At 67.4% G+C, this 25,728-nt stretch carries 19 protein-coding genes; 8 read left to right on the top strand and 11 right to left on the bottom strand.

The genetic code is table 11. The annotated features are described in order from the left end of the window. Positions 1 to 61: 61 nt before the first annotated feature. On the bottom strand, positions 62 to 3,616 hold the full coding sequence (locus ACTVAJ_RS06055; protein ID WP_470387063.1) for a LamG domain-containing protein: 3,555 nt from the start codon (positions 3,614 to 3,616) through the stop codon (positions 62 to 64). A gap of 1,009 nt (positions 3,617 to 4,625) precedes the next feature. Between ACTVAJ_RS06055 and ACTVAJ_RS06060 the strand changes: the two genes are divergently transcribed. Further along, the gene (locus tag ACTVAJ_RS06060; protein ID WP_470387064.1) at positions 4,626 to 5,048 is read left to right on the top strand and encodes a hypothetical protein; all 423 of its coding nucleotides are present in this window, start codon (positions 4,626 to 4,628) and stop codon (positions 5,046 to 5,048) included. Next, positions 5,045 to 7,996: a tetratricopeptide repeat protein gene (locus ACTVAJ_RS06065; protein WP_470387065.1), complete on the top strand. Its 2,952-nt coding sequence runs from the start codon at positions 5,045 to 5,047 to the stop codon at positions 7,994 to 7,996. Before ACTVAJ_RS06060 ends, ACTVAJ_RS06065 begins: the two co-directional genes overlap by 4 nt. A gap of 135 nt (positions 7,997 to 8,131) precedes the next feature. Here ACTVAJ_RS06065 and ACTVAJ_RS06070 read toward each other — a convergent pair whose 3' ends face one another. The 4 genes from ACTVAJ_RS06070 to ACTVAJ_RS06085 all read right to left on the bottom strand — a co-directional run bounded on the left by ACTVAJ_RS06070 (position 8,132) and on the right by ACTVAJ_RS06085 (position 11,500). After that, the gene (locus ACTVAJ_RS06070; RefSeq protein ID WP_470387066.1) at positions 8,132 to 9,619 is read right to left on the bottom strand and encodes a tyrosine-type recombinase/integrase; all 1,488 of its coding nucleotides are present in this window, start codon (positions 9,617 to 9,619) and stop codon (positions 8,132 to 8,134) included. Beyond that, positions 9,620 to 9,889, bottom strand: a complete 270-nt coding sequence (locus tag ACTVAJ_RS06075) for a helix-turn-helix domain-containing protein (RefSeq protein WP_470387067.1) — start codon at positions 9,887 to 9,889, stop codon at positions 9,620 to 9,622. It lies immediately after the preceding gene. Positions 9,890 to 10,620: 731 nt separating this feature from the next. Further along, entirely contained in the window at positions 10,621 to 11,229 is a 609-nt protein-coding gene (locus tag ACTVAJ_RS06080; protein ID WP_470387068.1) for a winged helix-turn-helix domain-containing protein, read from the bottom strand. Between the two features lie 145 nt (positions 11,230 to 11,374). After that, positions 11,375 to 11,500 carry a hypothetical protein gene (locus ACTVAJ_RS06085; protein WP_470387069.1) on the bottom strand — a complete coding sequence of 42 codons (126 nt, stop codon included), beginning with the start codon at positions 11,498 to 11,500 and terminating at the stop codon, positions 11,375 to 11,377. A 1,096-nt stretch (positions 11,501 to 12,596) separates the two neighbouring features. Between ACTVAJ_RS06085 and ACTVAJ_RS06090 the strand changes: the two genes are divergently transcribed. Continuing rightward, the gene (locus ACTVAJ_RS06090; protein WP_470387070.1) at positions 12,597 to 13,343 is read left to right on the top strand and encodes a hypothetical protein; all 747 of its coding nucleotides are present in this window, start codon (positions 12,597 to 12,599) and stop codon (positions 13,341 to 13,343) included. 264 nt (positions 13,344 to 13,607) lie between these two features. Here the strand turns inward: ACTVAJ_RS06090 and ACTVAJ_RS06095 are convergent, their stop codons facing one another. The 5 genes from ACTVAJ_RS06095 to ACTVAJ_RS06115 all read right to left on the bottom strand — a co-directional run bounded on the left by ACTVAJ_RS06095 (position 13,608) and on the right by ACTVAJ_RS06115 (position 20,488). Beyond that, the gene (locus tag ACTVAJ_RS06095; RefSeq protein ID WP_470387071.1) at positions 13,608 to 13,988 is read right to left on the bottom strand and encodes a hypothetical protein; all 381 of its coding nucleotides are present in this window, start codon (positions 13,986 to 13,988) and stop codon (positions 13,608 to 13,610) included. Between the two features lie 749 nt (positions 13,989 to 14,737). After that, complete coding sequence (locus ACTVAJ_RS06100; RefSeq protein ID WP_470387072.1) at positions 14,738 to 15,586, bottom strand: replication-relaxation family protein; 849 nt, start codon at positions 15,584 to 15,586, stop codon at positions 14,738 to 14,740. Continuing rightward, positions 15,583 to 17,985 carry a type IV secretory system conjugative DNA transfer family protein gene (locus tag ACTVAJ_RS06105; protein ID WP_470387073.1) on the bottom strand — a complete coding sequence of 801 codons (2,403 nt, stop codon included), beginning with the start codon at positions 17,983 to 17,985 and terminating at the stop codon, positions 15,583 to 15,585. Before ACTVAJ_RS06105 ends, ACTVAJ_RS06100 begins: the two co-directional genes overlap by 4 nt. Positions 17,986 to 18,620: 635 nt before the next feature. Continuing rightward, positions 18,621 to 19,094: an SAM-dependent methyltransferase gene (locus ACTVAJ_RS06110; protein WP_470387074.1), complete on the bottom strand. Its 474-nt coding sequence runs from the start codon at positions 19,092 to 19,094 to the stop codon at positions 18,621 to 18,623. A 35-nt stretch (positions 19,095 to 19,129) separates the two neighbouring features. Continuing rightward, on the bottom strand, positions 19,130 to 20,488 hold the full coding sequence (locus ACTVAJ_RS06115; protein ID WP_470387075.1) for a hypothetical protein: 1,359 nt from the start codon (positions 20,486 to 20,488) through the stop codon (positions 19,130 to 19,132). A 173-nt stretch (positions 20,489 to 20,661) separates the two neighbouring features. On the opposite strand from ACTVAJ_RS06115, the gene ACTVAJ_RS06120 reads away from it, so the two are divergent. The 5 genes from ACTVAJ_RS06120 to ACTVAJ_RS06140 all read left to right on the top strand — a co-directional run bounded on the left by ACTVAJ_RS06120 (position 20,662) and on the right by ACTVAJ_RS06140 (position 24,832). Continuing rightward, positions 20,662 to 21,210: an ATP-binding protein gene (locus ACTVAJ_RS06120; protein WP_470387076.1), complete on the top strand. Its 549-nt coding sequence runs from the start codon at positions 20,662 to 20,664 to the stop codon at positions 21,208 to 21,210. A gap of 318 nt (positions 21,211 to 21,528) precedes the next feature. Further along, positions 21,529 to 22,323 (top strand): DNA-3-methyladenine glycosylase family protein, encoded by a 795-nt coding sequence (locus ACTVAJ_RS06125; RefSeq protein ID WP_470387077.1) that lies wholly within the window; start codon positions 21,529 to 21,531, stop codon positions 22,321 to 22,323. Beyond that, the gene (locus ACTVAJ_RS06130; protein ID WP_470387078.1) at positions 22,298 to 23,764 is read left to right on the top strand and encodes a B12-binding domain-containing radical SAM protein; all 1,467 of its coding nucleotides are present in this window, start codon (positions 22,298 to 22,300) and stop codon (positions 23,762 to 23,764) included. The genes ACTVAJ_RS06125 and ACTVAJ_RS06130 overlap by 26 nt, the downstream gene beginning before the upstream one ends. After that, positions 23,761 to 24,381 carry a dTMP kinase gene (gene tmk, locus ACTVAJ_RS06135; RefSeq protein ID WP_470387079.1) on the top strand — a complete coding sequence of 207 codons (621 nt, stop codon included), beginning with the start codon at positions 23,761 to 23,763 and terminating at the stop codon, positions 24,379 to 24,381. The genes ACTVAJ_RS06130 and tmk overlap by 4 nt, the downstream gene beginning before the upstream one ends. Before the next feature lie 19 nt (positions 24,382 to 24,400). Continuing rightward, complete coding sequence (locus ACTVAJ_RS06140) at positions 24,401 to 24,832, top strand: NUDIX hydrolase (protein WP_470387080.1); 432 nt, start codon at positions 24,401 to 24,403, stop codon at positions 24,830 to 24,832. Between the two features lies 1 nt (position 24,833). Here ACTVAJ_RS06140 and ACTVAJ_RS06145 read toward each other — a convergent pair whose 3' ends face one another. Then, entirely contained in the window at positions 24,834 to 25,370 is a 537-nt protein-coding gene (locus ACTVAJ_RS06145) for a class IV adenylate cyclase (RefSeq protein WP_470387081.1), read from the bottom strand. Positions 25,371 to 25,728 lie beyond the last annotated feature (358 nt).

Here is a 25,728-nt window from a genome sequence, read left to right on the forward strand (position 1 = left end):
GGAGGGGTGGTGCTGGGTGGGGGTGGAGGGAGCAAGCAGTGAGGTCGCTCCCGCCAGAGGGTCACAGGTCGGGTTGCTCGGTCAATGAGCCCAGGCGGGTGATGAGGGTGGCATCGGCCGCTCCGCGGTAGACGCGCACATCGTCGACGGATCCGGAGAAGGAGGAACCCCATGCACCGTCGGTCAGGGCCCTGCCGACACTGAGCGGCCCCGTGGAGGCCCATGCGGCGGAGTGCTGGACGGTGGAGGTCTGGGAAAGTTGGCCGTTGACGTAGAAGCGCACCTCTCGGCGGAAGGCGTCGTAGACCACGGCCAGGTGGTCGCCGCTCTGTTCCGAGCTGGGGATGAACAGGTCGTTGACCACGCTGGTCGTCGTGGTGGCCGTGGTGTCGGTGTTGGCCAGCAGCAGTTCCCACCGGTTGGCCTGCGCGGAGTAGCGCACGTTGAAGGAGCTTTGCGCCTGTCCGGCCTGGGACAGGACCGTCATGTCCTGTGTGGGGGCGGGGGAGGCCAGGCGGGCCCGCATGCTCAGGGTGAAGCTGCCATCGGTTCCCGCGACGCCCTGCGCGGTGGCGGTGTGGCCCTGGCCGTCCAGAGTGAGGTGTCCGTCTCCGACGAGCGCCGGTTCTCCGAAGGGATCACCGCGGAAGATCGCGGCACCACCGTTGAGGGTCATGTCCGGGCCGTCCGCGTATTCGGGGCTGGCTCCGTCGACCTCGTCGGTGAAGTTCCAGTAGGCGAGCCTGTCCGCTGTGGGGTCGTAGATCGTGGGGACCTCGTGCGGGAGAACCATGCGGCGGAAGATACGCACGTCGGAGAGTCCGCCGTTAAGGTGGTCGGTGTAGGTCCCGCCGGTTTCGCTGCGTCCGATCTGCCAGAACCCTTGAGGGGCCTCCCAGGTGGGTTCCTCCTCGGCGAGGGCGGTGGTTCCGTGCTCCGGGGCCGCGGCGTACAGGCTGGTCGGTTCGGTGCTGGCCAGGCGCCCGTTGATGTAGATCAGCATGGTCTCTTCGAGAACCTTGCCTACGGCGGTGACGTGCACCCATTCACCTGCTGCGGCCTCGTGCGGAGCTTCGACGTAGTTCTCGACGGGCTGGATCGTTCCGGAGCTATCGGTCCAGTTCGACAGGCGCCAGGATCCGGTGTCGGCCCGGTAGGCGAGGCGACGGAAGGTGCCGCCGTCCGCGCCGAGGCTGACCACGGTCTGATCCGTGGTCAGGTCGTCCAGGCGCACCCAGGCCGACCACGTGTAGTTCTCGTACGGGTGGCCGGGACGCTCCACCCCGGGCTCCAGGTAGGAACCGTCACCGCCGTCGAAGTGCGCGGCGGACAGGCCGGTGCCCTGCGGTCCTTCCTCACCGAAGGTGACACCGGTGCCAGCTGTAGCGGTGTACACCCCGTTGTCGTCCCCGGCACTGGCCGCACTCTGCGCTCCGGCGGCTTCGTCCAACGGGTAGTGCGGAAGCGCGGGATCGCCCGGTGCGACCAGGAACAGGTGGTTGGCGCGGACACTGACCTTGCCCGCACGGTCGACGGCCTCAACGGTCAGGTTGAACGGCCCCGTCCGTTCCGGGGTGAAGGCGATGAACGAGGTGGATCCTCCTGAGGAGGAGGTGTAGGCCGGAGCCACATTGTTCTCGGAGGGGTTCTCATTGAACCCGTAGCGGAAGTGGTCGACGTCCTCGGAGGTCGAATCGAACGTGAAGTAGCCGACGTAACCGGCACCGTTCTGCCAGACGTCGTTGTCGGGGTACTCCCAGGAGGTGACGGCGGGCTCTTCGGGAGCCGTCGAGTCATAGACGAACTCACAGCGCGTCTGTTCCCCGACCCAACTCCATTCCCCCCAGGCATGCCCGTCATGCGCCCGGACGATCCATCCCAGCACGGCGTTCTCCGGGATGTCGTCGGGGACCTGGTAGTAGAAGCGGGAGTCCGCGGCCTTGTAGGACGTCGTGAACGTGCGCTCCTGCTCCTGCCCGGCGGCGTCGGTCCAAAAGAGGCGGAACTGAGCGCGCACCTGCTCCGTGGCGCTGGTGCTGTGGTCGGGGTCACGCAGGTAGGCCGACACCCGGGGCGGCTCATCGACGTAGGGGCGCTGGGTGCCGTAGACACACGCACCGCCCGGCTCCAACTGCAGATCCGTCTGACGGGGCTGGTCAGGGATCGTGTTGTAGTTGACTTCGAGCTGGGCGTTATCGCAGAAGCGCTTCCAGTGGGCGTAGCTGTCCTCGTTAACCGAGCGCAGGCCGAAGGTCGTGGTGGCGTGGCCGCCGGAGGCCGCCCACTCGACTGCGGAGCTGGCGTCGAAGCGCACGTTCTGGTTGGTGGACGTGCAGCTGCCCGCGGGTGTGGTAGGGCTCTGGGTGTCCAGGGACTGGGTCCAGGAGGGCTGGTCGTCCCAGGTCGTGGACGAGGAGATGGCGCCAGTCCGGTACAGTCTCGCGGCCCTGGGTGTGGAGTCGTAGACGTGGCGCAGGGTGACGGCGAACTCGGCCGACAGGATCTGCTTGTCGTCGTAGATGCTGGTGGGAATGCGGTAGAAAAGGCGCTTGATACCGACGTTATGGCAGTAGTAGGGGTCGCCCGCCAGTTGGGGGCAACGTCCGGCGCCCTCGTTGTCGACCCCTGAAAACTTCCAGTAGGACGTAGACCGGTACCCGCTGGAGACCATCGCCCAGGCGGAGGTGCTGGAGGTCTTCCACACCGGGTCGATGTAGACCGGGTAGTTGGTGTCCGAAGCCTGAAGAAGGGTTTCGTCCGGCACCAGGTTCAAGGAGTCCTCATCGGCCGTGACGCCGATCTCCACGACCTTGGACGACTCCAGCGGCCCCTCGGTGAGGTCGAACTCCTGCCCGACGGCCTCGGCCGACATGGTGGACAGTTCCTCGCCACCGTCCGGGTCCCCCGAATCCCACATCAGCGGTGTGGGGGCTTCGAAGACGGTGCCGCCAGCCGTTGCGTCCGTCGCTTCGATTCCGCCCTGTCCCGTGGTGTGGACCTGGAGACCATCGACGGACAGCGCCATCTGCAACTCAGCGATCTCTGGCTGGGCGGCGGCTTCAGCGTCCTCCACCACGAGTACCTGGGAGAAGCCGTCCACATCAGCCCTGACGACCAGGTCGACACCGGGAAGGACCTGCGCGTAGGTCGCGGTGTCACCTTCCACCGTGGGTTCGGGAAGGGGGGCTGGCCAGCCGAGTTCGAGGTGCCTGCCCGCTCGGGTCAACGTAGCCAACGGCCCGTCACCGCCATTGGACAACGACAGACCGATGGTCGAGGCCACCGGGTTCAACCTGCCGTCGGATCGCTCCTGGAGGGTGGAGTCAGTGTCGACCCAGGCTCCGTCCTGCCGCACCCGGACCGGCTGGACGTACTCGGTCGCGGTGAAGGTGCCGTCCGGGTTGGCCACGACGTCTCGTCGTTCCTCCAACAACTCCTCGACCGGTACGGACTCTCCGGTCTCAGCAGCCAATTCGAGGGCGGCCTGTTCGGCCTGGGCTTCCTCCGTGAGGACAGGCTCGTCCTCATCCGCGAATGCAGTGGTGGGAACGAGCAAGGACAGGGCCAGTGCCGCAGCGGTGGTGACCGCTGTCGCACGGGTCAGGGAGCGACGCATGGGGGATGCCAGTCCGGGGGTCGAGTGGCCGATGCTGCCACGGCCGTGGATGTGCCGAATCGGACAGGAAGTTATCTGTGGCCCTATCGAGCACACAAGCCCCAAGGGTCTCCGCTCCACACCACCAGGCGGGACTGAGTACCACTCATCCGCGCGCTGACATGGCGTTAAACTCTCCCTCAACCAGATTCCCTATAACAAAATCGTTACCCATCAAACGCTTGACCTTCTCGGCGAGTCACACAGGGTCACCTCCTCCCGATGCACCGCAAAATTCCAGCTCAGAAGGGCATCAGCCACTCCGGACCGATCCTGCAGCCATCTCCGATACCGCGCGGCACAGTGGCCTGCAGTCCCACGCGACAGCATCAAGAAGCGACAGAGGAAACGCCGCTCGAACAGAGAGGCCCGGTCGAGTCGATGGCACCTCGCGAGGTGCCATCGGACGCCGCCAACCGGTCGTGTGTGCTCCGTTTGTGCTCTTCAGTTCCGTACTGACACGACACGGGACGACACCACATGGTCACAGACGGCACGGCGGATCGGATGGGGTGACATGAAACGGTACGAAGCGACACGTGGCGGCACGCATTAACCGGACTTCTAATCCGGGGGTCGCAGGTTCGAATCCTGCCGGGTGCGCCACAAAATCCCAGGTCAGACGGGGCGCACGAGTCGAACAGACGAGGTGTCGGACCTCGTCTGGGGGCAGATTTTGCTCCTCGTGTGCTCCCCAGTGCAAGGTCCCGTACAGGTGGGCGAGCACCTCGCGGAGCATTTTGCCATCCCGTGACCCTGGCAGCGCTGCCCCGCGTCCGCCCGCCAGCGCCCCACAGCGCCACCACACGCCCCCAAGGGGGCCGCAGCCCACCCCCGTCCGCCATCCCCCACAGCGCGCCCACACCCTCACGTTCCCAAGCTCGCACCCCCTTCTACCCCCACGGCCGGATATGGCCGATACACCCGAAACCCCTAACCCTCTCGGGATTTGCGCGCCACAATCAGACCTATGGCCAAGACAAGTTGGGTTTGCGCAGGAGTCACGGCTGTCGCGATCATGGCCGCGCTGGCAGGCGGGCTGTGGTTCGGCGGTGGCCCCACAACACGACAGGGGTGGGAGGCGGCCTCCTGGGCGGCTGGCATCACCACGGCCCTAGGACTGATCGTCACCGCGATCGCCTGGGCCCTGTCCTCAACCCCTTCCACCGCCCCCTCTTCCAGCAAGGAAGACAAGGCAGACACGGTCAACAAGATCAACGGCGACGTCTCTGGAGACAGCACTATCGTCCAGGGACGCAGCGTGCGCGTTGAGAAGCCCTCCTACCGGGGAAGCCACAACGACTTCCGGGGCAGCACCTTCCCCGGGACGTTCATCAACGAACAACACGACCACTCTTCCAAACCCGACGCAGGGGGAGAGGCTCACCGATGAGCGAGTCCTACGACGGAAGCCACAACGACTTCCGGGGCAGCACCTTCCCCGGGACGTTCATCAACGAACAACACAACTACCTACCAGCCCACGAAGTGGACTGGCCCGTGCAAATCGGCTCAATCCCGGAACAAGCAGCGCACTACCAGCACCGGGCCATCACCGACCAACTAGACGAGGCACTGAACAGCTTCGGCACCGTCGTCCTGCGCCAAGTCCTGTCCGGTACGGGCGGCGTCGGCAAAACCCAGCTCGCCGCCCGCCACGCCCGCACCCTGCGCGACATCGCCGATCCTGACAAACGCTTGGACGTGCTGGTCTGGGCCAACGCCGCCACGCGCGAACGCATCACCTCTGCCTACGCCCAGGCCGCCCGACAGATGTTCGAGACCGTCCCTGAAGACCCTGTAGACGCCGCAGCCGCATTCCTGGCCTGGCTTCAGAATCCCAACAAGAACCAGAAACGGCGGTGGCTGGTGGTATGGGACGACCTGGTCGACCCCGCCACCGTGCGCGACCTGTGGCCCCCACACGACCAACCCTGCGGCCGCGTCTTGGTCACTACCCGAAGGCGCGACCGCTCCCTGGCCACCCAGGGACGCCACTTACTCGACGTGGACGTCTACACGCCCAACGAAGCCCGCGACTTCCTCACCCATGCCCTGGACTGGGCCGGAATCCCCCACACCCCTGACGATCTGGACACACTCGCCCACGACCTGGGATACCTCCCTCTCGCGCTGGGGCAAGCCGTCACCTACATCGCCGAGCGGAGCATGGGATGCGCTGACTATCTGGAGTTGTTCCGCGACCGAAGGCGGACGCTCCACGAGGTGTTTCCCGACTGGGAGACCCCCACTCCGCTGGCTACCACCTGGGAGTTGTCCCTGGACCAAGCCGACACCTACGCTCCCCGTGGTGTCGCCCGCCCATTGATGGAACTTGTTGCCTTACTCGACGGATCCGGGATCCCAGAGAGCGTACTCACCTCCCCACCGGTGCTGTCGTACCTAGCTTTCCGTCGCCCCAAGGAACAAACCCCTTCTGCGCCGGAGGCCTCTGACCCACCTACCGGTCGCAAGCCAGGATTCCTGAAAAGGCTCTCAGGCGCCTTGAAGCTCTCCGGCACCGCTTCCGTTCAGGCACTGACTCCGCAGCAAACCCACGCTGCCCTCGCCAACCTCCACCGATTGAACCTGGTCACCCGCACCGCCGTCTCGCCGCCGACTGACAACAACAGTTCACGAGAACCCAGTATCGCCACCGTGGGCGCACATCAACTGGTGCAGCGCGCCACCCGGGAGCACACACGGACTCACCCCACTCGACTCAGTGTGCTCATCCTCGTGAACGCGCTCCTGACAGTGTGGACCGAGGTGGGGCACGATACGACCCTGGCCCAGCACCTCCGCGACAACACGACTGCGCTGCGCAGCCACCACGCAGTGAGTGGGCGCAGCAGTGAGGACTGGCTATGGAAATCGAAGGGGCTCCTGCGGACAAACGGCATCATGCTGCTCTTCTGTGCAGGTGAGAGCTTGATTGAAACCGGTCGGATCAGCGAAGCCGTAGCCCACTGGCAATACATGACCTTCACCGCTGATCAGCGGCTGGGAGACCGCAACCGCCTCACCCTGGCTGCAAGGCACAGACTCGCCCACAGCCGGGGGCTCGCAGGGGATCTCACTGGCGCAGTCCACGACCTCCAGAACCTGCTCAACGACCTGCTGCGCACCCTTGGCCCCAACCACCGCGAAACGCTCGCCGCCCGACACAACCTCGCCTTCTTCCTAGGGCTCGGGGGGAATCCGGCGGCAGCAGCCGACGCCCTTCAGGAAGTGCTCAATGACCTCCTGCGTACCCTGGGCCCCAACCACCCCGACACCCTCAAAGCCCGACACCACCTCGCCCACCTGCGCGGCCAAACCGAAGACCCAACGACAGCCGTCCAAGGCTACGATGACCTGCTCAACGACCTCCTACGTACCCTGGGCCCCAACCACCCCGACACCCTCAAAGCCCGACACAACCTCGCCCACTGGCGTGGCCAGGCTGGGGATGTGGCTGCAGCCGCTCAAGCCCTTCAGGACCTGCTCAGCGACCAACAACGGGTCCTGGGCCCCGACCACCCCGACACCCTGACCGACCGACATAGCATCGCCCACCTACAGGGCCAGGCTGGGGATGTGGCTGCAGCCGCTCAAGCCCTTCAGGACCTGCTCAGCGACCAACAACGGGTCCTGGGCCCCGACCACCCCAATACTCTGACTACCCTCAATAATCTCGCTCACCTCCGCGGCCAAGCTGGGGATCACGCCGAAGCCGCTTCGGCCTTTCAAGAACTCCTCAACGAGCGCATGCGTATCCTGGGCCCCGACCACCCCGACACCCTCGCCACCCGCACCAACCTCGCTGGCTGGAGCTATGAATCCGGTGAACGGGACAAGGCCATCGCACTACTCGAAGCGCTCATCCCAGATCTGGAACGCATCCTGGGGCCCGACCACCCAGACACCTTCAACGCCCGCAACGGCGTCGCCCTTTGGCGAGGCGAAGTCGGGGATCCGGCCGGCGCCGCCCAAGCCTACGAAGCTCTACTCAGTGGCCAGCTGCGGGTCCTGGGGCCCGACCACCCAGACACCCTCATCACACGCAACAACCTCGCCGACTGGCGGGGCGAGGCCGGAGACGCGGCCGGAGCCACCGTGGCCTTTCAAGAACTGCTCAACGACCATCTGCGCGTCCTCGGGCCCGACCACCCAGACACCCTGACCACACGATCCAACCTAGCCGTGTGGACCCATGAGTCTGGTGATGCCATCAAGGCCGTTGAGCTTTTCACTGCCCTGCTGCGCGACCAGTTCCGGGTGCTGGGCTCCGACCACCCCGACACACAGCGCACTAAGAAGATCCTGCAACGCTGGCAAGAGGCGCTGTCTGAGGAGTGACCCGCCCCAGCAGACCTTTGATCCGATGGGATGACGATCTCGGGAACGAGGAAACCCCAGGCCAACACGGGTGAACCTCCCGCGTGGCCCGGGGTCGGAGGCGACGTTTCGCTCCTGGTGTGCTCGCCGGTCCGGCTACGACATCGGCGTCCTCACCGGAACCGGCCCACCCCGCAGCAGTGACGCCGTCGCTTCGGCCGCTGCTTTCGCTACATCCGGGAACACTGTCTGGTAGGTGTCCTGGGTGAAGTGAGTGGTGGCGTGGCCCAACTCGGTGGAGACCACCTTCACGTCCGTCCCCGCAGCCAGGGCGAGCGAGGCGGCCCCGTGGCGGAGCCCGTGCAGCGTGATCGGCGGCAGCCCCGCAGCGCGGGAGATCCTCAAGAACCAGTCACTGACCTGCGCCGGGTGCCACCCCGAACCATCGTCGCGGGTGAACGCCAGCCCTGTGTCCTCCCAGTTCTTCCCGGCCTGGAGTTTGGCCTCCAACTGCAAGCGCCGCCAAGCGCGCAGCGCTTTGATCGTGTCTGAGTCGAGGGTGATGGTGCGCTGGCCCGCCGCGCTCTTCGGTGTCGTCGTCACCGTCTCCCACGCGAGCTGGACGACCTGGACGCGGATGTCGATCTGCCCGTCCGTCAACCGGGTGTTGGACCACGGCAACCCCACAGCTTCCCCTCGCCGCAGGCCTTTGGCGGCGATGAGGTGGAACATCGCATACAGCCACCGGTACTTGCGCGCGTGCGTCAGGAAGGTACGGGTCTGCTCCGGGGTCCACACCATCACCTCCCCCGGCACCGTCCCGTCCGCCTCCCAGCGGCGCACCCGGTCAGGGGTCCACACCATCGGCTTGACCCTCGGGCACGACGGCAACCGCACGTGCGAGGCGATGTTCACCGTCACCGGCAGATCCGGACGCCGGACCGCGTCCGACAGCGCGCTGCGCAGCGTGGCGCGGATGCGGTGCTTGGTGGAGAGCGAAATGACCCGTTGGCCGCGTACCGACGCCTGCGCTGTGGGGTCGTCGGATTCGCGGCACTCCAGGATGCGGGTATTGGCCTCCTCGATCGAGGCGAACATCGCTTCGGCGTGGCGGGCCTGGAGCTTGTCCAACCGCAACCGACCCAAATACGGGGTGAGGTACTTGCGGATGTGCCCGGCGTAGGAGGCACGGGTGCCCGGAGCCAGGTCGGGTTTGCCGTCCAACCACTCCGTCAACCACGCGGCAACGGTAGGTACTTCGGCCCGAACGTCCACCCCGGTGCCGATGCGCTTGCGCACTTCCTCCATATCGGGGAGCGGTCGGCGGCTAGCGAGCGCGGCCTGGATCAGGTCCGCGACCTGCACCTCGATGTCCTCATCCCCCGAGGCCAGAGCGAGGAGCGCCTTGACCTGGTCCAGTCCTTCGACGGCCTCGGTGTGGGTGGCCAGCCCGACCCTGCGTGCCTGACGCCTCTTGCCGTCGGTGGTGCGGGGGAGTTCGTACTGGAACGCCCACGCCCCATGGGCCGGGTTCCAGCCCCCGCCCTTGCGCTTGAGCTGGGGACACGTCACCCCCAACGCCCTGCCGGTCGTCTCGTCGCGGCACCCGCACCGTTTGAACGTGGATCCTTCACGCGTGGCCATCTACGACCTCACCTTCGTCTCGGTGTTCTCGCGCGACCCGCATCCGGAACAACGGGCGCCCACCGGCAACCCGAGATAGGCGAGTACCCCCGCGGTGGGGATGACCCATGTTCTTCCGGTCCGGTGGGCGGGGACGGGGAAGGCTCCTTGGCGTAGGAGCGTGTAGGTGGTGGTCCGCCCGAGGCCGAGCATCCGCCCAGCCGTCCCTGGGTCCAGCACCACCGACAACGAGGCGACCTCGTCGAGCGTGACCGGAGTGTTCACAGCCACCTCGTCCACCTCCTCACCATGTCTGGCCTGCACGGATACGGTTCGCGGCCCCGTGTTGGACGGGGCAGGACGCATCCACGCTCGACCTCGTCGAGGTGGTCAAGCGGATTCGGCGCGTTGACCGTCCGATGGGCGAAGAACCTCACCCCAGCGTCAGCTTCGCGGGGATTCGGCCGATTCCCGCCACACACCCATCCGGCGCGGGCACCGGGGACAGCCAGGGTCGGGCCGTCAAACGGCCCGACCGCCCCGATCGGCGCACCCTGGGGTGATGAACCCGCCCCGGGCGCCAGGGCCGACGTCGGGGCGCTGGTGGCCCCACACGCCCCAGGCCGGGACAGCCCCACACAGTGACCCGAACGACCCCGCCCCCAAGGACCGTCCGCTGGCCAGGGCCGTGGTGTCAGGTACAGGTTCTCGGGTCTTGTCATCGGCGAACCTCCTCCTCGCTCGTCCTCTCGTCCAGATGAACTCCTAGGAAGACGTCTTCGCAGCGAATGCGACACCCGCCCCAGGAAGGAAGAGGGCACGACCGCAAGAACCCGACTGGCCTCGCGCGAGGCCAGTCGGGTGTCGATGAGGTGGGTCAGGTGCTGTTGGCGAGTGTGCGGGCGAGCCGAACGCATGGGCAGCCGAGCCGCTGCATGAGATCGAACACAACACCCTCCCTGGGTATTCACCGGGTGGGGGTGTGGGCTGTCGTGCGCCCACACCCCCAGGGTGGGCGGGTGTCAGCCGACGTTCGGGGCCGGGGCCTTGGTGGTGCGGTAACGGCGAGGCCGCTCACGGGTCAGCTCGGCCGACCCTTCGGCCACCAGGCGGGCGAGGTTGTTCTGGATCGCTCCGATCGACCGCCCCCGGAGGAGGTGGCTGATCTGGGTCGCCCCGAACTCCTGGTCCGGGTCACTGTCGAGGATGGCCTGGACCATCAGCTTCAGCTCACCCGGGGCGAGCCGGTTCATGCCGCTCACCGGGTTGACCGCCCCGGGCCTGCCCCCGTCCAGCCAGTGGGTGGGGGTGGCCGGAGCCTCGCAGACGTCGACCCCGTCGGGATCGGTGTCGGTGGCCTGGTGGTCGCCCTCGGTCTTCGCCTCCGGAGTCAGGTCAGCGCCCGTGGTGGCCATCGTCCAGTGGTCGGGCAGGCGCCGCCTACCGTCGCGGCCGCCCTGGATCCGGGTAGCGGCGCCTTCCATCTCCAGGTTGTTGAGGTGCTTGGTGATGGTCGAGCGGCCCATCCCGACTGCGTCGGCCAGTTCGGTGACGGTCACCGGTGCGGTGAACATGCCCAAGGCGGCGAGGATGCGCTCGCGGGTGTGCGTGGCCGAGCGGTGCGAAGTCATAGCGGCGGTCCTTACGGTTGTGGGTGTTGGCTCGCGCCCGCCCCGGAAGTGGGAGGGCATGTCGCACTGGTGCTGGGCGCGAGCGGTGACGGGTTCGGCTCCGGGCAGGTCGCGGTGTTGGCGCACCGCCCACCCCGGGGCCGAGCTAGAGCCTCGGCTGGTTGAGGCCCACCTGGGTGCGGTGGAGGTGGAGCGACACGTCCCCGAGCTGGTCGCGGTGACAGGCGAGCACCCACCTGGACGATTCGTGAATGGCGTGCGCGGTGCGCATGGAATAACTCCTGACCTTTTGCCGTACTCCTCTTTGGAGGATCGGGTTTCACTTGGGGATTGTGTTTTTCCAACCCGCCACGAAAACCCGTTTTCAGCCCACCCCGGAAACCGGTCTTCTGGTTCGGGGCGATCCAAGAGGAACTTGGTCGAGGCGGGTTTGTCAAACCGCGCCGCGAAATTTTTCTGAGTTCCGGTCGTGTGATTTGAAGGACGCACAGGAGCACACGAGATGGGACGGCTTTGAGGCACTGTTCATGAGGTCGGGCTGGGTGATCATGTTTCCATGAACGGCACGGTTCCGGATGATCACCCAGACACGCTCAAAAGGATGATGTGGACATCATTTATTTATGGGAGAAGTGGAACGGTGGGGGGAAGGAGGGAGGCCGACCAGGTATGAGAGCCGAGGGGCGGGGGCGGGCGGCGCCTGCCGAGGCAGGGGGCCGCCCGCCCCCTACGTGAGATGACGACCTACTAGGTATTCAGTCGGGGCACCCATAGGAGTAGGTGAGAACGCCCTGACCTGCGGTGAGAACGGAGTGGGGGTACTCCGCTCTAAGGGGAGTAGGCCACGGAGCACTCTCACCACCCCTGTTCACACCCTGATCAGTACCTCGACACGATCGCCGAAGGCACGCACAGCGAACGACGGCTGGGTTCGTGGCCGCCACCTGCCACGTCGGCTGGTTCCCTTCCAGCATGAACGGCACGGAGTAGCTCGTCCCGGTATAGGAGAGCCAGAGGACCGAGGTGGATCTTATTAACCACTCTCATGCCATCCGAATGAGGTGGATTTCTGATCATCGCCGATCGATTTATTCTGGCTTTTCAACTCCCCAGCTGCACAAGGGCGAACCTCGTGGGATTGCACAGACACCTTCACTGCGTTCCTCAGTGACACTCAGAGGGAGGGGAACCCAGGGGTACTCACTGTGTTTCTTTGTCCCCGAGATCAGCTGTCGGATTCCTGCAACGACCGAGTAGATTTCCCTGACGGGAATGACCACGGTGGATGCGGTGGTACCCCGGTTGCCGGAGCCGCGGTGTAGCTTCACCTCGCGACCGACTCCCCTCTCTGTAGGAAGGGCCCGACCATGGAGTTCCACGCCCCTGGGCGTCCCGAGGATCTGCCTCCGTTCGACGTCCTCTGGGCTCGTGCCGCTGCGCTGGCCGCCTTGGAGGCGGGCGGCAGCGAGAACCAGCACGCCTATGCCGGCGCGGTCGTGCACCACGACGACGCGGGCGGCAACGAGTGGAGGCTCGCGCGGATCGAGGGCGGACGCGGGGTTCTCGTTGGTGCCGACCACGAGTGCGATGACCACGTCGATATCGAGGGCTACGACCCCTACGCCGGTCCTGACTGGCTGCCCTGGACCTGGTTCACCGAGTTGGAGAACCAACGTGAACAGGGATTCGCCTACTGGTGGGACGGGGCCGTCTGGGCGCGCATCGACTACCCCGACCTCATCGACGATGACGGCCTGGGCTTCCTGCTGCCTCACCTGTCCACGGCAGAGAGAGCGGCCAACCAGGTTCTGGAGTTTCTTGACGTGGGCTCTTTCTCGGACGCGTGGGAGGAGGGGTCCCCTCTCGTGCACCGTGTACTGGAACTGGCAGAGCGGGGTACCGGAAGCGAGGAGGAGTGGCGTGCGACCCTGGACGGGGTCCTGGTTTTCGCCGCGCGCCAGAACTCGCAGTACATCCGCTGCGAGGCGGACGAGTTCGGCGTGGCCCCCGCCCTGGCGGTGGCCCGGGCGACCGGTCTGGTCAAAGGATCCGAGGCCGAAGTCAAGCCCGCCGGGGAGGGCCGCCCCGAGCGCTGGGTGCCACGCCTGGGGTAGGCATCGCTCCCGGATGATCCGGCGCTAGCTCTCACCCGCCGAGCGTGTGGCCATCAGTCGGATCACCGCGATCACGCCGACAGCCACACGGAAAGTGTCCAGCCAGTCGTCCGTGTGGTGCCCACGGACACGAAGAGCACGGAGAGCACTCCGGTTTCCGAATCGCATCCCTGACTCGTGACAACACCCGTAGGAGACACCGAACTCGGCGGGGGTGGTGTCACCGAACGTGCGGTGACACCACCCCGAGGAGCGAGTCTGTGGTCAGACGGTCATCGTCTGCCACTGGCGTATCAGGCGGGCCAGGTCGTCGAACTCTCCGGCTTCCCTCTTCTCATCACCGGAGCCGGACGGGACAGGTACCGCCCTGTGGCGGCCCACTCCCCTGGACTCCCCGTGAACCGCCTCCCTGGGCACTCGCTCACGCAGTCGGGCCATGCGCTCCTCGTGCCTGACCAGATAGGGGCGCACAGCGCTGAGCCCGGAGTCGTCCACGCACCAACCGCGCTCAACCTGCCTGGACCTGCGGGGCGGGGGCACCACGCCCGCCTCCGAGGCGGTGTTGTCGAAGGCGTACGCCCATGAGGTGAAGTGCTGGTTGCTCGCCGTGCGGTAGTTCGAGACCCACCCCGGATCATCGGCCACTCCCGTCCCAGCAGGCGGAGGCATAGAGGGCGCCTGTTTGGCCACACACGCCTCACGGGGACGCTGGGCACGGGCGTCCCGGGCTGCTTGCCTCTCTGGCCGCCGACGGGCCGCCTGCGGGCGAGAGGACACGAGCGCCAAGAGCGCGGCGAGCCACCACCGCACCCGGCTGGCCCACCCCCGTCGACGCCTGCGGTGCCTTCCAATAGACTCGGCCACGGTTACCTCCTGAAATAGCGCAGGTGGAAATCACGCCCCGGCCCGGTGTTCGCCGCACCGGCCGGGGCACCTTTCTTGAGGGATGCATCCATAGGGAATGAGGCGTTCTGTTCGACCTTGCCCCGGAACGGGTTGAGGTGGGTGTCAATGGCCCCGGGTTCACACGAACCCGAAACTGCGCTTCCTCACCCCAACCGCCCCAGGGGTCAGAGGTCGTTCATCCTGCCTCCAAGTAGGTCACATCAGGTGAGGCAGGCTTCCTACACCAACCCTCGCAAAGCACAACAGAATGACAATTTCAGACATAGGGGAACTCCGGATTCTCGATCAAACAGAAACGAAAGAATCGCCGCCGCGCGTGGCAGTGCCGATCGTTCCTGAAAGGAACGAGAATCTTCAACCGGAATCCGTCAGAACAGTCACGGCACACTGAAAATCTTCAGAAACGGTCGTGCGGGCCGCGTGCCCTGCGCATGACTGCGGCCGCCCGTCCAGGAGGCTCCTGAACAGGCGGCCGCTGGTGCGCTGCGTCAGTTGATCGGGTGGCGTGCGGCGAGTTGCATGAGCGTCAACCGGTCCTGGCTGTGGGCGGGCCTCCACACCGCAGCCGCCGGTCCCGGTTCGGCGAGATCGGCGTACGTGGCCAGATAAGCCCCCGCCCAGCTACTGCTCCTCGGGGCGAGCACCCCGGCCAGGTTGGTCTCCCTGACCCGCGAGTGCACGACGAACAGCACCACCGACGGAAAACGCGTCGCCCGCGCGAGGTCGGCGTAGCCGGTCATCTTGTCCCGCACCATCGCCAAGGTCTCCGAACCGGTGTCGTACTCCACGAACACGTGCGCCTGCTCCCCTTCCTGCTCCCAGCGCACGTAGGCGTCGGGGCGCACGTAGCGGCCCCACCGTTGGGCACACTCGGCCTCGTTCAACCACTGCACCAGCTCCGCACCCGGCATCTGGCGGGCCGCGACGGTGAAGGCGACCAGGCAGTCGACCAGGCCGAGCATGTGCCCCAGGCGGGGTGAGTCCGCGACCCCCGCCGCTCGCTCGAACCGGTAGGAGACCGCCTCGGCTCCCCGTTCCATGGCGAGCAACCGTGCGCCCGCCGAGCCGAGCACCCAGTGGTAGGGGCTGCTCCCCCGCAGCGACAGCGGCCGGAAGCGGTCCAGGAGCCCGTAGCCGTGGAGCCTGCGCAACCGGAGCCGCACCGACCTCTCCCCCGCGCGGGGGAAGTAGAGGCGGTGCAGGTGCTCGGTGGTCATCACCTTGTGGTCGTGTACCCCGCCCAGGACCTGGATGTCGCGGGGCATGATCCGCCCCCGGGCCAGCGACGAGGGACGTACCTGGCTGCGCTCCACATGGTCCTTCGCCTGCCCCCTCACGTGCGCTTCCCCCTCCGGGTGTCGGTCACCGGAAAGGGCCGCCGCTGGAACAACGGCCTCCCCGGGGACGGCCTCACCCCCGAAACAGGAGGCTGCGTAGCTGTCTGCGGGGCGTGACGCCGTGCGGCCTTGCGCACCTGGGTCGCCCGGCCCTTCACCCCGGGCGGAAGCGGGCGGGTGCGCACCGTGGCCGCTCCCTGTTCCTTGGCCCCCACGAGCGGGCGCACCGCCGCCTGGTAGGCGCCCAGGTTCGTCAGGTCGTAGGCCCCCAGCACCGGCAGGGTGTGCTGCTGCAAGCTGGAGGCGTCGTCCGGGGACGCGGCGAAGTAGATCTTCGTTCGCGCGTTCGCCGACACCGCCTTGCGCAGGTCCGCGGGAAGCTGTCCGAGCTCCTGGTGGGCGAGCGTCAGCCCGAGCCGGTAGCCGCGGGCCTCGGCGAGCATGTCCTCCAACGAGCCCGGGAGATTCAGGAAATTCTGGGCCTCGTCGATGAACGCGCACAGGTCCTTGCGCTGGTGTTCTGGCGTGTGGATGCGGGCGGTGACCGCCTGCCAGGTCGCCGCCAGGGCGAACGACCCGATCAGCGAACTGGTGTCCTCCCCCAGCCGCCCCTTCGGCAACCGCAGCAGCACCAGGTGCCCGGTGTCGAACAGGGACGGAAGGTCGATGGTGGACGGGCCCGAGGCCACCACCTGGCGCACCCACGTGCGCAGCAGCGCGGTACGCAGCTTGTTCAACACGGGCCCCGTGACCGCTGAACGGGCCGAGACCGTCAGCCCCGTGTACCAGTCCCAAAAGTCCGCGAGCGCCTCATCCTCACCCCCTGCCCGAGCGGTGACCTTGCCCATCACCTCGTTGCGTAGCGCGTCGTCGGCGAGCAGGCGCGGGATGTGCCCCAACGTCAGCCCGGGATCCTTCGCCCTGGTCAGGGTGAGTGTGGCGGCGCGCAGAATGTCATCGGTCCGCGGCCCCCAGTACTGGTCGTAGATCCGGCGGAAGATCCCCACCACCGTGTCCGAGACGAAGTCCGGATCCCCGCCCTGCAACAGGTTCAGCCTCGGCGGTGGGGCGTTGTCGTCAGGGTCGAACAGCACCACCTTGTTGATGGTGTGTTCGGGTAGGCGGGCGAGGATGTCGGTGACCAGGTCACCGCGCGGGTCGATCACCAGACCGGCCCGGCCCGCCTCGGCGTCCTGGAGAACGAGGTTGGCGAGCAGCGTGGACTTACCCGATCCGGTCTTGCCGAGGATGTGCGTGTGCTGCCTCGACTCGGCCACCCCCAACGCGATGGGACGGCGCACACCGGCGTCAGAGTCGCCGACCACCCTGGTGTTCTCCCCGCCCCTGGGCACCACCGGGCTGGGTGCGGCCGGGCGGGCTCCGGCCCTGGCCAGGCCGGGGACGCACGTGTCGGTGGGTAGGTGCGCGATCCCGGTCAGCTCGGCGGTGCAGAGCAGGAACCCGTTGGCGAGGAACCGGTTGACCGCCCACCAGGTGGGTTTGGGCATGAAGTGGCGGTCCAGGTGGTTGGTGCCGCTGCTGAAGGCCGCGAAGCCAGACGCCACACCGTGGGCTCGCCCCCGCAGGCGCTCCTTCGCGGCCGCGCCCTGGCGGGTGGTGGTGAGGATGTAGGCGATATCGCACGCCAGCCGTGGGCTGGACGCCTTCGTCAGGATCGCCCTCACGTCATCACGGGTCCCCGGCAGCACCGGCATTCGACGGGGCTGCGAGGAGACGGTGGGGTCCACGGCGTCCAGCAGCATGCTCGCCAGCCCCGGGTGACCCTGGCGTCGGGCCGCGGCCTTCCGTGCCCGGGCCAACCGGAGTCCGGTCGCCGGGCGCGCGCTGATCCGGACCAGGCAGTGCTCGCCCTCCGCCAGGTCCTCCAGTGCCCCCAGGAGGGTACGGAGCGGGTCGTCGTCGAACTTCGTACGCAGCGGGAACTCCTCACCACGTCCCAGACGCACCAGACCCCCCGTGGTGTACGCCCCTTGCGGCAGGGGCGACTCACCGACAGTCAAGTTGCGTGTGGAGGTCGTCGCGCCGGGCCAGGCCGAGGCGACGGCCCGCTCCACCGTTCCTGGCGGCACGATCCCGGGCACCCACACCTGGAAGCGCACCCCGGCGGCGGAGGCCACGATCTCCACGCACAGGTGCGGTTGCACCAGCCACCGCGACCAGCGGGGCTTAAGCAGCCCCATGGTGTGGTTCCAAAACTCGGTGGCGTTGGCGAGGGTGGCCTGCGGTGGCGGCAGGATCTCCACCAGGCGGGCCTCGCGCGACAGGTAGCGGTGGCGGGCCAACCGTGCCGTGATCAGCGCGGCGGACACCGCGACGGCTATGAGCGGGATCATGGCGATGACCGCGTACACCCCGCCTCCGACGAGGAAGTCGATCATCCGACCACCTCCCCGCGTCCCCGCACCGCCGCTGTCGGGACGGTCGGCCGGACCTCCAGCAGCCGCCTCCTGGAGCGCTGTTTCTTGCGGGTCTGTGTTGTTCTCACCTGGTCGACCTCCGTCATCGCGTGCCCTCGACCGTCGAGGGCTCCGGCACCGGGGCCATCCGCCGGGGGCTGCGCGTCGCCGCAGCACCCCCGCTTCCGGTTGCCCTGATGACCTCCTAGGAAGACGGGTGCAAGGCGAATGCGACATGCTCGTGTGAACGATGCGTCGGAGGGTCGACACAAAAGCGGTCGAATCGGACGTCGATTTCCGCAATACGCCGTCAGCTTGAAGTTTCCGCGCGTACAGATCCGCGGGTTTCCCCGGGTGTTCCAAAGGCCGGTGAGGTTGGTCAGTGGCATTCGCCGTTGAGGACACCATCGTGAGAAGAGCGATCGAGGTAACCGAGCAACTGCACGGCACTGGTCGCTTCAAGCCCCGCCTGGTCTTGTCGGTTGAAGCCAGCGCTCCCGCTCAAGGATCCAGTCCTGTACGGGCCCGATGAGGGCTGGAGCCGCTACTGCGGCAGCGGTGTACTGCCGACTGGCCACGGTCTGACTATCAGTGCGGGGATGTTCGTCCCACGGCGACTACCGGGGCGGCGTCGCCCAGTAGTCCGAGAGCATCTGGCCGGGCCACGCGGGTTGGCGGACCTCACCACGAGGGCCGAACTCGGCAAACCACGGAGCGATGTCCAGAATGGGGGTTCCGTCGACCGCGTCCAGGTCTTCCACGTAGAGGTCGCGTCCTTCGACTTTGAGCAGGCGTGGGTGGGAGATCGCGAGTCGTGCGGGGCGGCGGTGGTTGCGGTGAACGAACGTCCCGGTCTCCGGCCAGTCCGTGTTCCCTCGCGGGTGTCGTGAACCCAGGTGCACATCGTCCTGTGACCCGTGGTGGAAGTGCCACACGACCTGGAGGTGGGAGAACTCCTCCAGTCCCTTCAGGGTGTCCAGGGGCAGGTCCGCGTTGAGCCGGATGATCGACTGGATCCCTCCCCAGTAGTCGTCGGCGACCTGCGAGCGTCCACCGACGACGGTGGCGATGGGAGTGAGGGTGATCTCCACTGGAGGGTCCTTCCAGGGGCCGGTACCGGGCCGGATCAGGCTACACGCAGGACTTCGGCGGCTCGTAGGTCAACCTCTCGGACTGCGCTGATGCCGCGTCCCCGCACCGTGCTCAACGCGGTTCTCATGGTCTGGACCGTGTTCTTCGCCCGGCCCGAGCGCACGCCCTCCATCGCGTCCAGCGCCCGCGACCAGGTGGCGCAGGCTGCTTCGATCTCGCCTCGGGAGGCCTGGATCTCCCCGAGGTAGCCCAAGGTCACGGCGTGGGTACGGCTGAACGCGGCGCCTCGGAGTTGGACGCTGCGCTCGAACTCGCGCTGTGCGCTCCCCAGGTCGCCCATCGCTTGGAGGGTGCGGGCGGTCTCATGCGCGAGGCTGGCCTTGCCGAAGAACCAGACCCGGGCGGGCTCGGTGTCGGGAGTGGCATCGGAGAGATCGTCCTCAGCCCGCAGCAGGGCTTGGGAGGCGCTCTTGGTGTCGCCGACGCGGGCCAGGCTACGGGCGTGGACGACGCCCAGCAGCGCGCGCTCGCGGGGACCAGTCGCGTCGTAGCAGGAGGTCGCGGCTTCGGTGAGGTTCGCGGCTTGCGGGTAGTGCCCCAGATCCAGGGCTTGGTGGGCCAGTGCCCGCAGGATGTGACCGACGAGTGCCCGGTCCCCGGCCTCGGCGGCGAGCTTGGCGGCCAACTGGAGGTAGCGCTGCGCTGTGGCGTGCCGGTTCGCGTCGAAGCTGGACCAGCCGAGCACGTACACCAGCTCACCGGCTGCGGAGAACAACTCGCGTCGTTGTTCTTCGTGGGGGGCGTGTCGGCGCAGGGTCGGCAGGACCTCGTCGGTGAGCAGGGCAGTGGCGGCGGAGGTTCCGTAACCGCCCCCGCGCTGCTGGTCCAGGCGTTGGAAGAGCGCCGTGGCGTCCCGGATCGCCTCGATGTCGTCGGAGGTGACGGTTCCACGGGTCGTTGGGCGGGCCCGTGCCCTCTCCAGGCACTGCCGCCACCAGGACTCCTCTGGCAGAGCGAGCCCTGCCACGGAGTAGACAGCGGTGCCGATGAAGCCTCGTCTGTCCACGCTTCTCCCCAAGTCGGCCAGCGCCGTCAGGGTATCGGCTCCCCAGATGGCCCCGGCTGACGGGATCGGGGACCTGCCCAGACCGATCTCCTCCAGCCGTACTGGCCGACCCAGTCCTCGGGAGAGCGTTTCGCACAGGACAGCGGGGGCCGGGTCTTGCGGTCGGGTGCCGCAGACCCACATCGAGATGGTGGAGCGGCCCACGCTGACCAGGTCGGTGTGCCCCATTTCCTGGGCCACTCTCACGAAGCGGCTGGCGGTCTGCTGCTGGGACCAACCGAGCTCGGCGATGAGGGACTTCAGCTTGTCGTTGTGGCCACGACGCATTCCGTCCTCCGAAAACCCCTTGGCAGCGTTGGCACAGTTCGACGGTGCATACCCGTACCGATCAAACGCGCGCAGTGGTTATCTCACCGTAGCGACCTGGATCACATGCGTGAAGCGATTCGTGTTCTCTGGCCAATCCCGGTCGCAGTTCCTGTCCTTTATGAGGAGTTGCCGTGTCAAGGATCGAGATGCCGCTTCCGCCGCTTCCTCTGCCCCGGTTCGTCAGGTCGGACCAGCCCAATGTGCTCGCTGTGGAGTACGGCGCCGACTCGCGGCTAGCCGCGCAGGCGCGACGCTGGGTGTGGACGGCCAGCAGGCTCCACTGGCTCCAGGCCGAGCCCCTGGTCTGGATCGCCAACGAGCTCTTCGCCAACAGCCTGCGGCATACCCGTTCCGGGTTGCTGGGAGGGAAGACGCGGCTGGCGCTCACACACCTCCCGAACCATCTGCGTGTCGCCGTCACCGACGAGGGGCCCTTGCCCGACTCGGTACCCGGGGAGCCCTATCTCAGTGCGGAAACCGAGGCCGCTCCCCTGGGCTTGGGGTTGACGTTGGTCAGCGCTCTGGCGACCGCGTGGGGCTGGCACGGGGATCAGCACGGACACACGGTGTGGGCGGAGGTGGCACGCCCGAAGCCCGGCAAGCCCATCATCCATTTCATGCCGGCCGTCACCCGCCACGCCGTGACCACACGCCTTGAGGCGGTGGCGGGTGAGCGCTGAGCGTGCCCCGCGGGTTCTGTCCGTGCACCTGGCCACCGGTGCTGTGCGTGTGCTGTCTCCTTTCGAGGCGGCATGGCTCACGACCTCTCGGCGTGACCGGATGGTGCATCTGGTCCCCGTGGGGAGGCGGACACGCCAGGAGCTCGCGAGGCTGCTTTTCGAGACCGACCCACTTATCGGGAACGTGACCCGTCAGTATCGGGTGGTGCGTGATCCACGCACGCAGCGTGTGGTCGGTCGCGGGCTCTCCTCTCGGGGAGAGCAGGCACTGGCCGCGCTGATATCCCGGCTGTCCCGTGACTGACCTCGGAGGACTTCATGCGCGTGATCGTTGACCATCCTGGGTGGACCCCCGCTCCCGAGCTTCGCCGTACCGTGCGCACCGAGTACGGCGTATGGATCGCGACCGCTGGTTCGGCCCTCATCCTCGACCGGGTCGGAGAGGGCCACGGCCCGGATCCGACCGTAGACATGTACTCCCCGATGAGCCTCGGCGGGTCGATCCCCGAGAGCCTGCGCTCCGCTCTGGAGGAGCAGGGTCCGGTGCAGCGGTTGCGTACCGCCGACCTGTGGGAAGCGCTGGCCACCGCGATCATCCGCCAGGTGATCCGCGCCGACCAGGCCCGCCTGATGTACCACCGGTTCTGCGCCGCCTACGGCGCCCCGCTCCCGGGGGCCGGACTCTCCGCCTTCCCGCGTCCCAAGACCGTACTCGCCCTGAACGAGGACGACTTCGCCGGACTGGGAATGGCGTTCAAGCGCCGACCGCTGATCGCGGCGGCTGAGGCCTTCACCGAGTCCGGCCCCAAGTGGGCGGAGCTTCCCGCCGACGTGCTGGTGGAGGAAGTGCAGACGGTACCTCGTATCGGCCCGTGGACCGCCGGAGCCGCCGTTGCCGACGTCACTGGTGACTTCTCCCTCTACCCCTACGGCGACATGGCCGTGCGCACGTGGGCGGGCAAGGCCTGCCCCGACATCGACTGGCCCGCCGACGAGGCGACTTTCGCCCGCTGGTGGCGGTCCTTCGCCGCCACACCCGAACAGCTCTCCGCCCTGACCGTGCTCACCCTCGCACTGGGAGGACCCCGTGGACAGGACCAACCCCCTTCATGACCTGATCAGCGGCCACACCCCTGGCCGTTCCCTCGACCTGCTGCTCGTCAACGCGCCCCTGCGCGACTACGCCGAACGCCCGCGCGTCAACGACTACACGCTGCCGGTGCTGGGCATGGGCTACGTCGCCACCTACGCCGCGCAGTCCGGGTTCGCGGTTGGTGTGCTCGATGCTGAAGCGCTCGGGCTGCCGGTCGCCGACGTCATCCGGACCGTCAACGCAGCCGCGCCCCGGTGGGTGGGGTTCAACCTGCTGGCACCCACCTACGAGATCTCCGCGACCATCGCCGCGGCCCTGGATCCCGGCATCAAGGTCATGCTCGGCGGGCACCAGGCCAAGGCCATGCCTACCGAGATACTCGCCGACCCCCGCATGGCCCGATGCGAGGCCCTGGTCATCGGCGAAGGTGAGACCCGCACCGTCGAACTCCTGCACGATCACCGAAACCGAGGAGACCTGCCCGGGGTGATGTGGCTCGACCCCGTTTTGAAGACTCCAGTGACAGGCGGCCGACCGGGGCAGGGCCACCACCTCGCCCCACCGATCAACGACCTGCCGTTCGTCGACCGGGACTTCCTCACCCAGGACCCGCACTTCGAAGCAGGCCGGTGGGAGGCGAACATGGTCGGTGCCCGCGGTTGCCCCTATGACTGTTCCTTCTGCGGCGCCGCCGTCTCCGCGAACCCTGACGTCACGATCCGGGTCCGTTCCCCCGAGAACGTGGTCGCGGAGATGGAGCACCTGCGCGCCGCCTACGGGGTGAGCGCGTTCCGGTTCGTCGACGACCTCTTCCTCGGTGCCCGCCGCGTCATCAACACCATGATGGACGGCTTCGCCACCCACTGTGTCGGGGAGTGGGCGGTGTGGGACGCCACCGGCCGCATCAACGTGCTCGCCCGCGAAACCGAGGCCGCCCTGGACCGCTTGGTCGCGAACGGGCTCAGGGAGGTCGCGCTCGGCATCGAGTCCGGCTCCGAGCGAGTGCTGTCCTACATCGACAAGCGCATCACCCAGGACATGATCCGCTCGGTCGTCACCCGGCTTGTCGGCAGGGGGATCAGCGTGAAGGGCTACTTCATCCTGGGTTTCCCCGGCGAGTCACGGGCGGAGATGGCACAGACCGTGGATCTGGTGCGGGAGCTGTGGGACCTCACCGAGGGCGCCCCGGGCCGTTTCCGCAGCAGCGTGTTCGAGTTCCGCCCCTACCCCGGCACGCCGGAGTGGCACCGTCTCATGGCCTCCGGCCGCTACACCCCCGATCAGCTCCTGGACTACAGCCCGGTCGACCTGACCGACCAGGGCGTGGACGAGGCCATGAGGCAGCGAGACGAGTTCAACTTCTCCTCCAACATCCAGTTCGGCGAGGCGTCGGTGGCCGAAGTCCGCGCCGCTCTGGTCGAACTGTCCCACGGCGAGCACCAGCGAAGGGCGGCGGCATGACGGGACTGCTCGTAGCGGTCGACGGTCCAGGTGGGGCCGGAAAGTCCACCGCCGTCAAGGCGCTCGCCGCACGCCTGGCGGACGACGGGCTGCGGGTGCTGGCCACCACTCAACCCTCCACCGGGGCCATCGGTCGACTCGCCCGCAGCGGCACGCACGAGTTCTCGGGCCTGGCGTTGGCCTGTTTGGTGGCCGCGGACCGCTATCACCACCTGGCCGCCCAGATCCGGCCCGCGCTCGCCGAGGACCGACTCGTGCTGTGCGACCGCTTCACCGCGTCCTCGCTCGTCCTTCAAGCCGGTTTGGATGAGATCCCGGAGAGGTTCGTCCGAGAACTCAACAGGTTCGTGGAGCCACCAGACCTCCAGGTCGTCCTCACCGCGCCGGCCGAGGAACTGCACGAGCGCCTGGCCGTGCGCGGTTCCCACGGCCGGTTCGAGGACGATCCGGCCAACACGGTCAGGGAGGTCGCCTTGTATGAACGGGTCGCCGACCAGCTGACCCGTGAAGGAGTGCTCACCGAAGTCGTGGACACCACTCGCGGCGTGGAGGAGACCGTGGCTCGCCTCGCCGACCTCATCAGGGCGCTATGGTCGCAGGATCGAACCGCCGCCTGATCATGGACAGGACCCCGCCATGCCGTACACCAGCGTCATCGACGTGCACGTCATCCTGCAGCGGGAGGGTGAGATCGTGCTGCTGGAGCGGCAGGGCACCGGGTACTGCGACGGCATGCTGCACCTGCCTTCCGGGCACCTGGAGGAAGGCGAGCCCGTGCACGCGGCCGCCGCGCGCGAGGCGCGTGAGGAGGTCGGGGTCGACATCGATCCCGACCACCTCACTCTGGTGGCCGTGGTCCACCACCGACAAGGTCCCGGGCACGCCCGGCTGGGCTTGTTCTTCCTGGCCGCCGAATGGGCGGGCGAGCCTTACAACGCCGAACCGGATGAGTGCGGAAAGCTCGTGTGGGCGGACCCTCGGGTGCTTCCGTCGAACACCATCCCTTATCCGGCCGAGGGCGTCCGCGCGTGGCTCGACCGGGTGCCGTTCGCCCCGCACGGGTGGTGACTCAGGCAGCGGCGCGCACCAGCGTGTCGTAGGTGTCGGTAGTGCGCTCCAGCTCGACGCCGAGCCCTCGTGCCCAGGCGTCCAGCTCGGCCTGGACCGCCAGGCCGTCGCGCTCGTCGTCGATGACCAGTTCCAACTCGACGAACGTCCCCGCGTTCTCGACCGCGTCGACGCAGACCCCGATCGGACCGGCGGCCCCGGTACGACGGTGCTTGACGATGCGCACGGTGGGTTCGTAGCCCATGGCGAGCACGGCGGCGTGCATCTGCTCCCGGTCGGCGACTGCCGTCTCGTGCTCGGCGCACTCCATCGAGTTGGCCAGCGGGGTCTTGGTCGTGAAGACGTGCGCTCCGCCGTCCATACTGCGCAGCCGCGCGAAAGTGTGACCAGCTTTGCCCATCTCCGGTGTCCAGCCCGCAGGGGCGTAGGCCTGATCGTCCTGGAAGACCGGCTCGCCCAGCTCCACCCCAGCGGTTTTGAGGGCGAGCAGGACCTCTTCGAGGTCCCCTACCCGGTACTTCGTCTCGATCTCCCGCATCACGCGCCTCCTGGGCTTCGGTGTCGCCGTGCCCCAGGAGCGTACCGAGGCCGCACCAGCCGCATCCGCCAATCGGGCGAAGACCGCCCTGGGGTGGGCTGAGCGATGGACGGTGCGATCCCTTGCCCGAGTCCGCAGGGCCATGACTACGTCCCCGACCAACCTCCGGTCCGCCACGGGCGCACGGCCACGGCCACCTGCTCCCGCTGCGGAGACACCATCACCGCGACCCGGTGAAGGCTCCTTCGCTTCAACGAGCGCTCCCAGAACGAGAGTGATAGCTGCCCAGCTCACAGGAATGACGGGAGGCGACCCCGGCACATACCAGGGCCTTCGTTGAACTCCGTGCGAAACACCC

This window comes from Nocardiopsis sp. KDC1DS13DA1 (assembly GCF_055632325.1).

What these genes read in the sequence shown, in the direction of transcription:
- ACTVAJ_RS06055 (WP_470387063.1), bottom strand. Translation starts at nt 3,616, where the DNA reads ATGCGTCGCTCCCTGACCCGTGCGACAGCGGTCACCACCGCTGCGGCA.
- ACTVAJ_RS06060 (WP_470387064.1), top strand. Translation starts at nt 4,626, where the DNA reads ATGGCCAAGACAAGTTGGGTTTGCGCAGGAGTCACGGCTGTCGCGATC.
- ACTVAJ_RS06065 (WP_470387065.1), top strand. Translation starts at nt 5,045, where the DNA reads ATGAGCGAGTCCTACGACGGAAGCCACAACGACTTCCGGGGCAGCACC.
- ACTVAJ_RS06070 (WP_470387066.1), bottom strand. Translation starts at nt 9,619, where the DNA reads ATGGCCACGCGTGAAGGATCCACGTTCAAACGGTGCGGGTGCCGCGAC.
- ACTVAJ_RS06080 (WP_470387068.1), bottom strand. Translation starts at nt 11,229, where the DNA reads ATGACTTCGCACCGCTCGGCCACGCACACCCGCGAGCGCATCCTCGCC.
- ACTVAJ_RS06085 (WP_470387069.1), bottom strand. Translation starts at nt 11,500, where the DNA reads ATGCGCACCGCGCACGCCATTCACGAATCGTCCAGGTGGGTGCTCGCC.
- ACTVAJ_RS06090 (WP_470387070.1), top strand. Translation starts at nt 12,597, where the DNA reads ATGGAGTTCCACGCCCCTGGGCGTCCCGAGGATCTGCCTCCGTTCGAC.
- ACTVAJ_RS06105 (WP_470387073.1), bottom strand. Translation starts at nt 17,985, where the DNA reads ATGATCGACTTCCTCGTCGGAGGCGGGGTGTACGCGGTCATCGCCATG.
- ACTVAJ_RS06115 (WP_470387075.1), bottom strand. Translation starts at nt 20,488, where the DNA reads ATGCGTCGTGGCCACAACGACAAGCTGAAGTCCCTCATCGCCGAGCTC.
- ACTVAJ_RS06125 (WP_470387077.1), top strand. Translation starts at nt 21,529, where the DNA reads ATGCGCGTGATCGTTGACCATCCTGGGTGGACCCCCGCTCCCGAGCTT.
- tmk (WP_470387079.1), top strand. Translation starts at nt 23,761, where the DNA reads ATGACGGGACTGCTCGTAGCGGTCGACGGTCCAGGTGGGGCCGGAAAG.
- ACTVAJ_RS06140 (WP_470387080.1), top strand. Translation starts at nt 24,401, where the DNA reads ATGCCGTACACCAGCGTCATCGACGTGCACGTCATCCTGCAGCGGGAG.
- ACTVAJ_RS06145 (WP_470387081.1), bottom strand. Translation starts at nt 25,370, where the DNA reads ATGCGGGAGATCGAGACGAAGTACCGGGTAGGGGACCTCGAAGAGGTC.